Origin of the sequence: Bacteroides cellulolyticus (genome assembly GCF_025567135.1) — a bacterium.
In the GTDB taxonomy this organism is placed as follows: domain Bacteria; phylum Bacteroidota; class Bacteroidia; order Bacteroidales; family Bacteroidaceae; genus Phocaeicola; species Phocaeicola cellulolyticus.
The window spans coordinates 91,102-104,915 of the sequence record NZ_JAOQJJ010000003.1; the positions used below are offsets into that span (position 1 = coordinate 91,102).

Here is a 13,814-nt window from a genome sequence, read left to right on the forward strand (position 1 = left end):
AGTTCATAATGAAAAAATTTTGGAAATATATGGCAGCTGTCGTGAGAGGATGGCGTATAGGCGACTATCTGCGTCAGTTCAGCATCGTGGCAGCCGGCGTTATAGTAACCTTTTGGGGAAGTGACCTGATAAGTACTCATTCCAGAGAGAAAGAAATACGTTCGGTCATGCAACTTATCAGACAGGAGCTGGCAAACAACTATGAAGAGTTGAAACATACCCGTTCGATGATAGAAGCCGACATCCGCATGAGCAGGATGCTGAAAGAGGCAAATATGGAACTGGAAGCCATACCTTCGGATACAATAGAAAAATATTGGGAATTTTTCTCATCATCTGCCACCCTGAATGTTGATACAGACGCACTTGAAGTACTGAAAGGCTCACAGCTGATGCAGCATATCAATGACAAGCAGATGCTACAGGATTTGTTACAGACATATGGTTATATAGAACGTATGAGAAAAGACATCTCAGATTATTACAATCTGAAGAATAATGCTATTATGAGATGTATTGAGAGTCTTGACAAACAGAGTATCAAGAAATACATGTTCAATAACACCAGTGTATATAAAGGATTTTATGCTTTCCAGATGGAGCATCCTGTATTTCTTTCATTCGTAAGTACAGTGGAAGGTTATTGCGACTGGAACCGTTTCAACCGTATCGACAGGCTTTTGAATAAAGAAATCAATCTGCTTAATGAACGGTTCAAGTAAATATATACTTAAAGACATAACAGATATATACTAAAAAAGGTTGCCACTCAAGACAACCTTTTTTTAGTATATATCTGTTTATCAAAATCTGAAACTTATATAAAAACGTGTAGAGCCTGTTTTCCAAGTTGACTTAGGTGCTCCGGATGACGGTTCATCATCCTCACCTGTTATATCACCTAAATCCACAATGCTTTTATATTTAGTTTTACCCCAACGCCCTTCAATACCAAGCGAAATAACTTTATAAGACACAGCACCACCGACAGAGAAGAAAGTACCATAACTGCCGCTAAATTCCTCACCACCATACATCATTGAATAAGAAGGAGTGACACGGAAGTAAGCGTTAACTTTAAGATGATCAATAGGATTAACTGTTACAGAAGGGCCTACCTGCATACCTATTTCTGCCTGATAGATATTTTCATTTTCCTCATCGTAACTATTAGCAACTTTATTCTCATACATCGCAAAATTCACATCAAAGAAACTCCAGTCTATACCGAACTTAATCATTCCTAATATTGGTTTCTTATGCAAATAATAAGTTCGTCCGTTAGTTATTGCTACACCAAGACTACTATTATACTTATAATTTGCATCTTTGACGGACAGACTCTGTTTTACATACGAAATGTTGAAATACTTTGCCCTGTCTTTCCATATTTTCTTATCGAGAGCTTCTGCCTCAAGCTGTTTGTTCTTTTCTGACATTTCATCAACTACCTGCTGCAACGAATCTGTCTTTTCTTCCACACTCTGCGACATCACCGGGGCTGAAACCAATCCCAACAACATACAAACAATAAAGTTCTTTGTTTTCATAATAATCTAAAATATTTTAAAAGTTAATAGTTATCAACTATACAAAGTAAAAGCAAAAATATAACTAATATCCATAAAAAGATAATATTCTATATTAAAAAATAATGACATACAAAAACTTTCACATAATACCGTGAAAAATCACATCATAATGATTAAATCAGTTTTTCTCTGTTTGATAATAAGAATATACCTACTATGACTTATCTTTGCAAAAAAATTATACAATATGGTTCAGATAGACGATGTAGTAGTAAGCCTCGACGTATTCCGCGAGAAATTCCTTTGTAATCTTGATGCCTGCAAGGGAGAATGCTGTATAGAAGGTGATGCCGGCGCACCTGTAGAACTTGAAGAGGTAGAAAAACTTGAGGAAGTACTTCCTGTGATATGGGACGACCTTTCGCCTGAAGCACGTGCGGTTATAGACAAACAGGGAGTAGTTTATACAGACCAGGACGGTGATCTGGTGACTTCCATCGTAAACGACAAAGATTGTGTATTCACATGTTACGACGAGAAAGGCTACTGTTATTGCGCAATAGAAAAAGCCTATCGCGAAGGCAAATGTAATTTCTACAAACCGATATCTTGTCATCTGTATCCTATCAGAATAGGCGATTACGGCCCTTTCAAGGCTGTAAACTATCACAGATGGGACGTATGTAAAGCTGCAGTTCTGCTTGGAAAGAAAGAAAATCTGCCTGTCTATAAATTTCTGAAAGAACCTTTGATAAGGAAGTTCGGTCAGGCATGGTATGATGAATTGGAGAATGTGGCAGAGGAACTGAAGAAACAGAAGTTGATATAATATTATTCATAAAACATTTATCCCCTGTTTAGAAGTACTTTGTAAATACTATCCAAACAGGGGATAAACATATAATGTAATCTATTATCTTCAGAAATTCAGACTCACTCCCGCCATTACATTAAAGCCCTGAACAGGATATCCGCTTTCTGTCACATAATTCTTGTTCAAGATATTATTCAGCTTCAGGAATACATTCACCCTGTCGTTGAACAGATATTCCGCGCCTAAATTCAGTTCATTCACAGCATCAGCCTTTATGCCCAATGTCTTTTTACGACCTTCGTAATTATATTGTGCCATTGCATGGAAGCCCTTGAACACCTTGGCACGGGCATTAAATCCGATACTGTAAAGCGGTTTCAACCATAACAGATGTTCCATTTCATTCTGAACATTCCAACTGTAGAAATTACCGTTAAGACCAAAGTCCAACATATCTCTGAAAGAATAATCAACAGAAAGACCAGCATATGCCACACGCGCCTTTGCCTGTGCTATTCCATTATAAATACCTCCTCCATCTGCATAAGGCATAGAGAAAAGTTCATTTCTCGTCTCACGATATCCTCCATATATTCCTAAGCCGAAACCTGCAACCGGCGATGCCTTCAGACCGAGTTTTGCATCATACGGAGTGTATGAAGTATTAAGCTGTATTGGCTGAACCCAGAACGGAGAGAAACCGTTTATTGTTCCGAAATCATTCAGACGTGTATTACCCGTAACATGAACATAAAGCACATAATTGTCGGCAAATGTATAATCAAACTTTACATCTGGCGAAAGTTTCAGTCCACCATCGTTCGAAATCTGGAAATCAACATTCACTCCGGCAGTAAAAGATACAGATTCTGTACTTACCGAATAATAAGGACGAAGCTTTATCAGTGAATAGTTGCTGAACGACTTGTCATAGAACACATTGTCCATACCCAATAACACACCTACATCCTGTCTGTCATCAATCCCAGCTGAAATATATCCTTGAGTATGTACTACACTCTCCGACATGCTTCCCGGAATATATATGCCATGTTTGCGGTTGAACATCTTATATCCCGTCTGTAAACCGAATTCTACCGGAAGAGCATCTTTCACAGAAGATACACCTACATATCCACCACCTGACATGAACAACTGATGTCCGAACGAAGGTGCATCAGTTTTCTCTTCAGTCTGTGATGTTGACGCTGACAACTGTACATCAGGCATATAGCTGAATACCTGCGATGCAAAATTACCGCCTACGTACATGCTCACCTTATCGAAATCGTGAGTATATTTAAGCGAAGCACCTGTACGGAAGAAACGATGCTTCCACTCCTTATCGTAATTGAGAGTCGGTATATCCGTCACCGGATCAAAATCATATCCTGCATCAATATTACCTGAATAGCCATGGAATGTGGCCATTACATCCAGGACATCCCTGTCGGTGATATTCCACAAATATGAGCCTTTAAAATCAGTATTGTTTCTGTTTCCGTAAGCCAGACGCACGTAACCTCTTCTGGCCTTATCCTCTGTAACCTCCCTGTTCATAACATCCATGTGATAAACAGGAAACTTGTTCAACTGATGCACTGACGATGCATAGTTGATCTGTGTTTTCGCCACAGCCGGTTCTTCTATCTTTGGCAATACATTCACCTTGAATGCATCCATCACCTCAGGATTATACTGGTTCTCTACCACCACCGTACGGTTTACGGTAGAGTCATTCTTCTGTTGCTGTTGTGCCGCCACATTAGTCAGTGTGACAAGTCCGGCACATATCAAAATCTGTTTTCTATATTTCTTCATTGTCGTTACTGGTTAAGTTTAGCCAATCTGGTTTCTATCATTTCCGCTATGTCATCTTCTGCCTGATAGTTCTGCTGCAGAGACAACAGATACTGTTTTGCATCCAGTTTGCGTCCGAGTTTCACATACACATCACTCAACAGCACAAAACTTCTTGCAAGCCAGTAGGCGTGCGGTGTACTTACCTCGATATATTGCAGTATTTCCTTCTCGGCTGCCTCGGTCTTTCCTTCATCGAAGTAAATTTGTGCCACCAGATATTTGGCTTCGGCACCATATACATTTCTAGTATCTCCTGCAAGGGCTTTCAGGTCAGCAAGAGCTTCATTGCTCTGTCCGTTCTTGATGAATGCCTTTGCTCTATAGTATCTTGCCTCGTTTTCCAGTTCAGGTGCAAGCTTGCTGTGAGCCATCATAGCCGATGCGGCACTGATAGTTTCGTTTGTATCTCCAGCCATATATGCGCTGCGCAAAGCACCGGTCTGTGCCTGAAGACGTTCTTCCTGGTTTCCGGCACGGTCAGCCAAGCGTTTATAAAGTTCCAATGAACGGCTATACTCTTTACCATTGTAAGCCATCTGCGCGCACAGAGTCATAGCCTCTGTAGAGAATTTGCTGTCAGGATATTCCAAAACCTTGTTCAGATGTGATGTAGCTCCAGAGTAATCCTTTTCGTTATATGCTATGATACCAAGATAATATGATGCATTCACACTGAAGGCTCCCTGCGGGAACGACTGCAGATAAGACGTAAAGCTACTCTTGGCCTCAGCAATGTTTCCACGCATATACGCATGTTCGGCAGCTGTATATGTCAGTGAGTCACGTTCGTTTACGTCAAAGTTTGCACCACCCGGCAGAGATGAAGCATACGACATATATTCGTCCACCTTATTAATATCTATATATACAGATTTCAAGTCACGCTGAGCCATTCTAGCCTCTTCACTTCCAGGATAATCTGCAATAACCTTCTTATATGCGGCAATAGCTTCATTGAATTTGTCATTCTGATAATAAAGCAGAGCTATCTCGCTTGCCGCCTTGCGTGCCAGCTGGCTTTCAGGCCATTTTTCAACAAGGATCTTATATCGTCCTATAGCATTGTCTGCCTGTTCCATCTGTACAAAAGCACGTCCCTGTTCGTACAATGCATCATCAATGTATTGTGATGAAGGATATTTTGACAGAAGGATATTTAGTGTCTCAATCTTTCCGGTATAGTCACGCTGCAAACCTTTCACGAAAGCCTCCTGGAACAGAGAGTAATCACCGTATGAAGGCTCGATAGATACAGCCTTGGCATACTGTGCACGTGCCTCATCGAAACGGCGTGCATAGAAATAGCAGTCGCCGGCACGGTTGCACGCATCGCCTCTCACTGAAGCATCTATGGCTGCATTCGTTTCAGCACATCTCACGAACCATGTCAGAGCCTTATCGTAATTCTTTTGTTTGAAAGACGTATATCCCATATTATAAAGAGCAAGGCCATATTCCATACTCCTTCTGTTAGTGGCAAACTCCATATACTGGCGATAGTCGGCAGCAGCTTGTGCAAATCTGTCAAGTCGGTATTTTGCTTCGCCACGCCAGAAATACGCATCAGCCTTTGTCTGTGCATTATATCTGCCCAGCTGCAAAGACTGTGTGAAATAGTCGATGGCATTCTCGAACGAAGCCTGGGCAAAAGCCTGTGTACCTACGCGGAACAGAAGTTTCTGTTTTGCTTCCAGAATTCTGCTTCCAGGCTGGCTGATTTTGGCTATGGATTTCAGAGCTGCCATATAGCTGCGGGTGTTCATATATACCTCGATAAGATAATCATTCACCTTATCGGTATATTGCGAATGTGGAAATTCATTAAGGAAACGTTCGAACACCGTAACAGACTCTGCAAACGGAGAATACGACGTTTCATGAATACACAGGGCATAGTTATATAGAGCCTGCTCCTTTATCTGCATATTACGGTTGGATGCAGCAGCCTGTTCGAAAGCCATTCGCGCCTGGTTACGTTCTTTCAGGTTCAGATACGCAAGTCCCATGTGCAAATAAGCATTCTGCGACATGTCATCATCCGCCCCTGTCACTCTTCCCAGATTTTCTGCAGCTTCAGAATAAACTTGAGTATTGAAATAACTCATACCCAGCTTATACAGAGCATTACGCTGCGGATTAGAAGCCTCGTTACAATAAGGAGAAAGATAATTCACAGCAGCTGTATAATCCCTCTGCGAGTAAGCAGCCTCACCCGCTATTCTCTTCATTTCAAGCGATTTTTCATTTCCGGGATAGTCATTAAGATATTTCAGAGCCATATTCCTTGCTGCAGCATAATCACCAGTGATAAGGCTGATGTCTGCCATATAATATGGAGCAAGTTCCGCATAGTTCTTGTTATCCTTTACAGAAGAAAAGCCTTTCATTGCAGAATCGTATCTTCCTGCCGAATAGTCTATATAAGCCAGGCTGTATGTAGCGTCGTCCGAATATTTCGTGCTGGCCTCTTTCAACACCGTTAGCCATGCAGTAGCTTCCTCTGTATTTCCTATCTCAAGATAAGACTGCGCCAGACGATAGACATTATCGTCTCTTTCTTCATTCCCCAAAGCATCGAAATCACAACCTCTGTAACATGCAATGGCTTTCAGGTATTCCTTATCGAAGAAATAAGAAGATGCGATAAGAGCCTGTACCCTATTCTTGTATCTTGACTCGGGATGATTTTCCAGATATGTCTCAAGTTTCTTGATGCGGTCCGGCAGGCGCAACTCGTATGCAGTACATGCCAGCATATACTCGGCCTCATCCACAAACTCCGCACAGTTACCCGAATCCATATAACGCATCAATGTCTGTCGGGCAGCAGCATAATCATGACGCATAAACAGTTGTTTTCCATCGTTGAACAGCCTGCTCTGACCTGTCAACGGTTCAGTCTGCTGCGCACCTGCCACAATCGGCATAGTCATCAACAGACCGGCTATAAATGCGTTTCCTTTATTCTTCATAAATATATAAGTTATCTATTGTATTCATTTATAAAACGTTCCACTCCCTTGCGTACAGAATCCAGTCCGAAGTCCTGAGGATTTATCTTGTCCAAAGGCATCCAGAAAGTCTCTGCCACGTCGTCCATAGCTTCCAGAACAGAGTCATTCTCTACCCTGCATAGGAAAAACATATCCATGGTGTGTACAAGAAAACCTGAATAAAGATATGTATTCGGATATGAGAACAGATACTCTGCCTTCACCACATCAAGCCCTGTCTCTTCCTTCACTTCACGCGCAACTCCTTCTTCCGCCGTCTCAAACATATCAATAAATCCTCCGGACAGGTCAAGAGTCCCTTTGGCAGGATCTTTCGCACGTCGGCACACCAAAAGTTCATTTTTGGAATTAAGGATGAAAGCTACAGTTGCCGCACTGGAGTTGAAATAATACACAAAGCCACAGTCGGCACATTTCTTCGATTTGAAATTGTGTTCCTCAAAATGCGGAGAACCGCATACAGGACAATATTTGAACAGATGTAAAGGGTGCATAATAACACAAGTTTAGTTACAGTGGCAAAGTTAACAGAAATAATGATAATATGTTACATTTCTGACATAAAGAACAATTTAGAATAAAGTTATGTTTATATCATTTAGTCAGTTTATGAAAGTTTTGCAAAACAAAACTATAAAAAATATTGTTATATAACAGATATAATGCTCTTTTTATTTAAAAAATGATGATTTTCTGAATAAAATATCGAAATAATAAAAAAGTTTTTCTACATTTGCTTACAAAATGACATAACAAAACATACAATTATGGAAAAGATTGATAAATTAGACAAACAAATTCTGGAAATTATCTCTCAGAACGCGCGTATTCCTTTCAAAGACGTAGCAGCTGAATGTGGAGTATCACGTGCAGCAATTCATCAGCGCGTACAACGCCTGATCGATCTGGGCGTAATTATCGGTTCAGGATACAATGTCAACCCTAAGAGCTTAGGCTACATGACATGTACATACGTTGGTATCAAGCTGGAAAAAGGCTCAATGTATAAAAGCGTTGTGGCAGAACTGAACAAGATTCCTGAAATCGTGGAATGTCACTTCACTACAGGTCCTTACACAATGCTTACAAAGCTATATTCTAAAGACAACGAGCATCTGATGGATTTATTGAACTCACGTATTCAGGAAATTCCTGGTGTTACTGCCACTGAAACACTGATTTCATTGGAACAGAGCATAAAGAAAGAAATCCCTATTCATCTGGATAAATAATGGAAACAATAGCCGGATTAAACGCAGGAGGTATAATCATAGGTCTGTGCACATTCCTGATAATCGGTTTCTTCCATCCCGTAGTGGTCAAAGCCGAATATTATTGGGGAACAAGGTGCTGGTGGATTTTTCTTCTGCTTGGCATTGCTGGTTTAACAGGTTCTGTATTAACAGATAATATTCTGATATCCACACTCTTGGGAGTATTTTCATTTTCTTCGTTCTGGACTATAAAGGAACTTTTCGAACAGAGAGAAAGAGTCTTAAAAGGATGGTTCCCAATGAATCCTAAAAGGGAAAAAGAATACAGAACAAATTCAGATAAATAAAAGTAAAGCAAAATAGAAGATAAAGAGTTCATGTACTTCCATAAGGAATTGCGTGAACTCTTTTTTTATCACATAACCACAAAAGCTCATAATCATGCAAAATATCAAGAACAATCTGACAGAACTTATCGGCAACACTCCGATGCTAAGACTGAACAACATGGAGAGAACTTACAGTTCCGAGGCTTCAGTAATTGCAAAACTTGAAATGTTCAATCCGGGCGGAAGCGCAAAGGACAGGATTGCACTCAACATGATAAACGACGCAGAAGCAAAAGGGATACTCAAACCCGGAGCCACTATCATAGAACCTACAAGCGGAAACACCGGTGTAGGACTGGCATGGATTGCCGGACTGAAAGGTTACAAACTTATACTCACAATGCCGGAAACAATGAGTCGCGAAAGACAACTCCTTCTTAAAGCATACGGAGCAGAACTTGTGCTTACCACCGGCAGCAAAGGCATGGGAGGTGCTATAGAAAAGGCAAAGGAACTGAATTCTGAAATTGAAGGTTCGGTCATTCTGCAACAGTTCTGCAATCCGGCAAACCCGGAAGCCCATTACAACACTACCGCTGAAGAGATATGGAGAGACACTGATGGCAAGATAGACGTCTTCGTAGCTGGAGTCGGCACAGGAGGAACCATAAGCGGAACAGGCCGAAAGCTGAAAGAGAAGAATCCGGAGATAGAACTTATAGCCGTAGAACCGGACTCATCGGCAGTAATTTCAGGCGACCAACCGGGCCCGCACAAAATTCAGGGTATAGGTGCAGGCTTCATTCCAGATACACTTGACACAAAGATTATTGACAGAGTGTTCCGCGTAAAGAATGATGATGCAATGGCAACGGCGCGCGAGCTTGCCAATAAAGAAGGAATACTTTGCGGAATATCATCCGGAGCAGCAGCATACGCAGCAATGAAACTATCGCAGGACAGCAGATACAAAGGAAAGAACATTGTAGTACTGCTGCCGGATACAGGCGAAAGATACCTATCTACAGAACTTTTCGACAGATAACAAAAAAGCCTCGCACATGCGAGGCTTAATTTTTAGTGGGCGTTGACGGATTCGAACCGCCGACCCTCTGCTTGTAAGGCAGATGCTCTGAACCAGCTGAGCTAAACGCCCGAAAGGTGAGAATATTTGATCAAATTATTTCTTTTACGTGGGCGTTGACGGATTCGAACCGCCGACCCTCTGCTTGTAAGGCAGATGCTCTGAACCAGCTGAGCTAAACGCCCGAAAGGGGGAAATTTGATCAATTATTTTTTAGGAGTGGGCGTTGACGGATTCGAACCGCCGACCCTCTGCTTGTAAGGCAGATGCTCTGAACCAGCTGAGCTAAACGCCCCTAAAACAAATTGATAAAGAGATTTAATCGGAGTGGGCGTTGACGGATTCGAACCGCCGACCCTCTGCTTGTAAGGCAGATGCTCTGAACCAGCTGAGCTAAACGCCCGAAAAGGTCTCTTTGTCAATTGCGATGCAAAGGTATTACTTTTTTTTTTAACCGACAATACATTTCCCGTTTTTTTTTCTCAAAAAAACCTGTTTTTATTCTTTTTCGTACGTAATCATCATGCAAAAAGGCCTTACATGTTTATCTCCACACGGCCGTGTGGAGTACTCGACACGAACGTGAGGAGAACTCCGCACGAGCGTGTGGAGATCTTGACACGAGCGTGTGGAGACAGACCAGTTTTGTATTTCTGAAAACTGAAACACCTCATTCATTTCAGTAACTCAAAAAGACATTTCAGAAAGTTAAAATCTTATCATACAGTCAGCGCATCACCAGAGTTTGAAGGCTCAATACAGATAAGCCGCGAGAAAGTTCCTGCAATAAAAATGTGGTTGGCAGAGGAAATATAATATTAAACTATATCTTTGCAACCGTAAAAAACAATAAACTAAAAGTTATGATTTGGAATATCTTTATATTGGTTGCAGGTCTGGCACTGATATTGGCAGGAGCCAACGCACTGACAGACGGAGCCGCATCGGTGGCTAAACGGTTTAAAATATCCGACCTCGTAATCGGTCTTACTATCGTGGCATTCGGTACATCAGCACCTGAGCTGGTAATAAGCCTCCTGTCTTCAATACAGGGTAGCGCGGAAATGGCGATAGGTAATGTGGTGGGTAGCAATATCTTCAACATACTTATGATTATAGGCTGTACGGCTATGGTACTACCTATACAGGTGGGACAAGGAACAATGAGCAAGGAGATACCTCTGGTTATTCTTTCTTCGTTCGTACTTGCCTTTATGGCTAATGATATCTGGCTAGACGGTGGAAGCAGCAATGTGATAGGCCGTGCCGACGGACTTGTACTGTTGGCTTTCTTCCTTATATTCATGCGCTACACTTTCTCCATAGCCCGCAATCAGGATGGAGAATCTGAGGAACAGAAGATAGTGGAAATGCCGGTATGGCGTTCTTCGGTCTATATCCTTGGCGGATTGGCAGGACTTATTTTCGGAGGACAATGGTTTGTAGAAGGCGCCAGCGGTATAGCCTCATCACTTGGAGTAAGCGACTCAATTATAGGTCTGACACTCGTAGCCGGAGGTACATCACTGCCTGAGCTTGCCACTTCGGTGACAGCCGCTCTGAAGAAAAATCCTGGAATAGCCATAGGAAACGTAATAGGAAGCAACCTGTTCAATCTGTTCTTCGTACTTGGATGCAGTGCTTCGGTATCGCCACTGCCTATGGGAAATATCAACAACATTGACATTCTGGTACTTGTACTGTCATCTGTACTGTTCTGGCTGGTTGGCTGGTTCTTCAAGAAACGTACTGTTACAAGAATCGAGGGTGCCTTGCTTGTGGTTTGCTATATAGCTTACACAACATATCTTATCATGCAGCAACAGGCATAAACAGACATATATATAAAGAAAAACGTCCGGAGCGATAAAAACACTTTATCATCCGGACGTTTTACTGTTATATACTAGTTCAAAAATTATTCAGCAAAACGCTTTGCCTGTTCAGCTATGAGTTCTACATCATCAAAATAATTGATTTTCATTGCCTTGCGAACCTCATCCATGGTCTGTGCAGCTGTTTCGCGAGCCACTTCGCAACCTTTCTTCAACATTTCGTAAACAGCAGGGATATCTTTTTCAAACTCGCTGCGGCGTTCACGAATAGGACTAAGTTCTTCCTGCATGATGGCAGCAAGGAACTTCTTAACCTTCATGTCACCAAGACCGCCACGTGTGTAGTGAGCTTTCAATTCGTCAAGGTTCGGATAATCAGGCAAGTAACGTCCGAAGTGTTCAGGACGGCAGAATGCATCAAGATATGTAAACACACAGTTGCCTTCCAATTTTCCAGGGTCGCTAACCTTGATGTGTGTAGGATCGGTGTACATGCTCTTTACCTTCTTTTCCACTTCATCAGCAGAGTCAGACAGATAGATACAGTTTCCAAGCGACTTACTCATCTTAGCCTTTCCGTCTGTTCCCGGAAGACGAAGACATGCGGCATTGTCTGGAAGCAGGATTTCAGGTTCTACCAGTGTTTCACCGTAAATATGGTTGAAACGGCGGACAATTTCACGTGTCTGTTCTATCATAGGTTCCTGGTCTTCACCCACGGGCACTGTAGTAGCCTTGAATGCAGCGATATCGGCAGCCTGGCTGATAGGGTATGTAAAGAAACCTACAGGGATACTAGTTTCGAAGTTACGCATTTGGATTTCAGTCTTCACTGTAGGGTTACGCTGAAGGCGTGACACAGTAACAAGGTCCATGAAATAGAAACTCAACTCGCAAAGTTCCGGAATCTGCGACTGAATAAAAATAGTAGATTTGTTCGGGTCAAGACCTACCGCAAGATAGTCAAGAGCCACTTCAATAACATTCTGACGAACCTTTTCAGGGTTATCAATATTGTCTGTCAAAGCCTGTCCATCAGCTTCGAAAACGAATATCTTATCAAATTTTCCGGAGTTCTGGAGTTCTACACGACGACGCAAAGAACCCACATAATGACCTATATGAAGCTTACCGGTTGGGCGGTCGCCGGTCAGTATAATTTTTTCTTTTGCCATATATTAATTTATTAATAATCTCGATTTGCCGCAAAAATACAAAATAAAGAAGTATTTTGCACTAAACATTTAAACTTTAATTACTTGGATGTATTATTCTTACCGAATAACGAAAAACTCTCACCGAAAGTTTTTGAATAGAAAATCAACAAGGCTATAGTGCCACAGCTTATTGCCGCATCAGCCAAATTGAATACCGGGGAGAAGAAGATAAAGTGATTACCACCTACAACAGGCATCCATGACGGCCAGTCAAATTCGAATAACGGGAAATAAAACATATCCACCACCCTACCGTAAAGCCAATCCGCATAACCTTCACCGGCAGGAACAAAAGTAGCGACACTGGAATATGTACTTTCGCTGAAAATAGCTCCGTAGAATATACTGTCGATTACATTTCCTATTGCTCCGGCAAAAATCAGTGAGATACAGGTTATATAACCGTTCTTATATTTCGCCTTCACAAGCTTCATTATATACCACAATATAAACCCTGAAAATATCAGTCGCATAATTGTCTGAACAGCCTTAGGCATAACCTGCATACCGAATGCCATACCGTTATTTTCGATGAATGTAAGATAGAACCAGTCTGTTATACGAACACTTTCTCCATAATGGAAATTGGTCTTTATTATTATCTTAATGAGTTGGTCAAGAATTATAGTAACAAGTATCACGGCTATTGCCAATATTGATTTTGATTTATTGTTCATATAAATGTCTGATTAATTTAATTTCTGTTTCATTGAAGTGTGAATTACAGTAAGCCCGTAACTGTTTGCAAAGATAGTTATTCGAATGAAGAAACCTATTATATTTATCATAATTCATGATACGATATTTACCTCATAAATTTCTACTGAATAATGATGACTAAGATTTTAGCCACATTAAAGAAATTCCATCAATCTGTTAACAGAGTTATGTCACTATCGTGTAAACAATAAA

General features: G+C 41.3%; 12 protein-coding genes and 4 tRNA genes. 6 read left to right on the top strand and 10 right to left on the bottom strand.

Annotated features, from left to right (window positions below; genetic code table 11):
* The first annotated feature begins 8 nt into the window (after positions 1-8).
* Positions 9-722, top strand: coding sequence for a hypothetical protein (locus tag OCV82_RS04985; RefSeq protein WP_154043428.1), 714 nt, complete (start codon positions 9-11; stop codon positions 720-722).
* A gap of 81 nt (positions 723-803) precedes the next feature.
* On the opposite strand, the gene OCV82_RS04990 is transcribed toward OCV82_RS04985, so the two are convergent.
* Positions 804-1,550, bottom strand: coding sequence for a hypothetical protein (locus OCV82_RS04990; RefSeq protein WP_154043429.1), 747 nt, complete (start codon positions 1,548-1,550; stop codon positions 804-806).
* A gap of 229 nt (positions 1,551-1,779) precedes the next feature.
* On the opposite strand from OCV82_RS04990, the gene OCV82_RS04995 reads away from it, so the two are divergent.
* A complete protein-coding gene (locus OCV82_RS04995) occupies positions 1,780-2,361 on the top strand; it encodes a DUF3109 family protein (RefSeq protein ID WP_154043430.1) in 582 nt (193 codons plus the stop codon).
* Between the two features lie 90 nt (positions 2,362-2,451).
* On the opposite strand, the gene OCV82_RS05000 is transcribed toward OCV82_RS04995, so the two are convergent.
* From OCV82_RS05000 to OCV82_RS05010, 3 genes are read right to left on the bottom strand one after another with little or no spacing between them, the layout of a single operon-like run.
* Positions 2,452-4,167, bottom strand: coding sequence for an outer membrane beta-barrel protein (locus tag OCV82_RS05000; protein ID WP_154043431.1), 1,716 nt, complete (start codon positions 4,165-4,167; stop codon positions 2,452-2,454).
* Between the two features lie 5 nt (positions 4,168-4,172).
* On the bottom strand, positions 4,173-7,181 hold the full coding sequence (locus tag OCV82_RS05005; protein WP_154043432.1) for a tetratricopeptide repeat protein: 3,009 nt from the start codon (positions 7,179-7,181) through the stop codon (positions 4,173-4,175).
* An 11-nt stretch (positions 7,182-7,192) separates the two neighbouring features.
* Positions 7,193-7,717, bottom strand: coding sequence for an NUDIX hydrolase (locus OCV82_RS05010; protein WP_154043433.1), 525 nt, complete (start codon positions 7,715-7,717; stop codon positions 7,193-7,195).
* Positions 7,718-7,990: 273 nt separating this feature from the next.
* On the opposite strand from OCV82_RS05010, the gene OCV82_RS05015 reads away from it, so the two are divergent.
* From OCV82_RS05015 to cysK, 3 genes are all read left to right on the top strand, one after another.
* Positions 7,991-8,455: an Lrp/AsnC family transcriptional regulator gene (locus OCV82_RS05015; RefSeq protein WP_154043434.1), complete on the top strand. Its 465-nt coding sequence runs from the start codon at positions 7,991-7,993 to the stop codon at positions 8,453-8,455.
* Positions 8,455-8,784, top strand: a complete 330-nt coding sequence (locus OCV82_RS05020; RefSeq protein WP_154043435.1) for a DUF4491 family protein — start codon at positions 8,455-8,457, stop codon at positions 8,782-8,784. The genes OCV82_RS05015 and OCV82_RS05020 overlap by 1 nt, the downstream gene beginning before the upstream one ends.
* A gap of 94 nt (positions 8,785-8,878) precedes the next feature.
* Positions 8,879-9,811, top strand: a complete 933-nt coding sequence (cysK, locus tag OCV82_RS05025) for a cysteine synthase A (protein WP_154043436.1) — start codon at positions 8,879-8,881, stop codon at positions 9,809-9,811.
* A gap of 36 nt (positions 9,812-9,847) precedes the next feature.
* On the opposite strand, the gene OCV82_RS05030 is transcribed toward cysK, so the two are convergent.
* The 4 genes from OCV82_RS05030 to OCV82_RS05045 form a co-directional block, all read right to left on the bottom strand.
* Positions 9,848-9,922: transfer RNA gene (locus OCV82_RS05030), tRNA-Val, on the bottom strand.
* A 38-nt stretch (positions 9,923-9,960) separates the two neighbouring features.
* Positions 9,961-10,035 (bottom strand) — tRNA-Val (locus OCV82_RS05035).
* Positions 10,036-10,070: 35 nt separating this feature from the next.
* Positions 10,071-10,145, bottom strand: a tRNA-Val gene (locus tag OCV82_RS05040).
* A 33-nt stretch (positions 10,146-10,178) separates the two neighbouring features.
* Positions 10,179-10,253: transfer RNA gene (locus OCV82_RS05045), tRNA-Val, on the bottom strand.
* A 460-nt stretch (positions 10,254-10,713) separates the two neighbouring features.
* Between OCV82_RS05045 and OCV82_RS05050 the strand changes: the two genes are divergently transcribed.
* Positions 10,714-11,682 carry a calcium/sodium antiporter gene (locus OCV82_RS05050; RefSeq protein ID WP_262542981.1) on the top strand — a complete coding sequence of 323 codons (969 nt, stop codon included), beginning with the start codon at positions 10,714-10,716 and terminating at the stop codon, positions 11,680-11,682.
* Positions 11,683-11,768: 86 nt separating this feature from the next.
* Here OCV82_RS05050 and trpS read toward each other — a convergent pair whose 3' ends face one another.
* Together trpS and OCV82_RS05060 are read right to left on the bottom strand one after the other, a co-directional pair.
* Positions 11,769-12,860 carry a tryptophan--tRNA ligase gene (trpS, locus tag OCV82_RS05055; protein WP_154043437.1) on the bottom strand — a complete coding sequence of 364 codons (1,092 nt, stop codon included), beginning with the start codon at positions 12,858-12,860 and terminating at the stop codon, positions 11,769-11,771.
* A gap of 80 nt (positions 12,861-12,940) precedes the next feature.
* Positions 12,941-13,579 carry a lipoprotein signal peptidase gene (locus tag OCV82_RS05060; RefSeq protein ID WP_154043438.1) on the bottom strand — a complete coding sequence of 213 codons (639 nt, stop codon included), beginning with the start codon at positions 13,577-13,579 and terminating at the stop codon, positions 12,941-12,943.
* Between the last annotated feature and the right edge of the window lie 235 nt (positions 13,580-13,814).

Excerpts from the sequence above, each read along its gene's own strand:
- OCV82_RS04985 (WP_154043428.1), top strand. The coding sequence starts at position 9 with ATGAAAAAATTTTGGAAATATATGGCAGCTGTCGTGAGAGGATGGCGT.
- OCV82_RS04990 (WP_154043429.1), bottom strand. The coding sequence starts at position 1,550 with ATGAAAACAAAGAACTTTATTGTTTGTATGTTGTTGGGATTGGTTTCA.
- OCV82_RS04995 (WP_154043430.1), top strand. The coding sequence starts at position 1,780 with ATGGTTCAGATAGACGATGTAGTAGTAAGCCTCGACGTATTCCGCGAG.
- OCV82_RS05000 (WP_154043431.1), bottom strand. The coding sequence starts at position 4,167 with ATGAAGAAATATAGAAAACAGATTTTGATATGTGCCGGACTTGTCACA.
- OCV82_RS05005 (WP_154043432.1), bottom strand. The coding sequence starts at position 7,181 with ATGAAGAATAAAGGAAACGCATTTATAGCCGGTCTGTTGATGACTATG.
- OCV82_RS05010 (WP_154043433.1), bottom strand. The coding sequence starts at position 7,717 with ATGCACCCTTTACATCTGTTCAAATATTGTCCTGTATGCGGTTCTCCG.
- OCV82_RS05015 (WP_154043434.1), top strand. The coding sequence starts at position 7,991 with ATGGAAAAGATTGATAAATTAGACAAACAAATTCTGGAAATTATCTCT.
- OCV82_RS05020 (WP_154043435.1), top strand. The coding sequence starts at position 8,455 with ATGGAAACAATAGCCGGATTAAACGCAGGAGGTATAATCATAGGTCTG.
- cysK (WP_154043436.1), top strand. The coding sequence starts at position 8,879 with ATGCAAAATATCAAGAACAATCTGACAGAACTTATCGGCAACACTCCG.
- OCV82_RS05050 (WP_262542981.1), top strand. The coding sequence starts at position 10,714 with ATGATTTGGAATATCTTTATATTGGTTGCAGGTCTGGCACTGATATTG.
- trpS (WP_154043437.1), bottom strand. The coding sequence starts at position 12,860 with ATGGCAAAAGAAAAAATTATACTGACCGGCGACCGCCCAACCGGTAAG.
- OCV82_RS05060 (WP_154043438.1), bottom strand. The coding sequence starts at position 13,579 with ATGAACAATAAATCAAAATCAATATTGGCAATAGCCGTGATACTTGTT.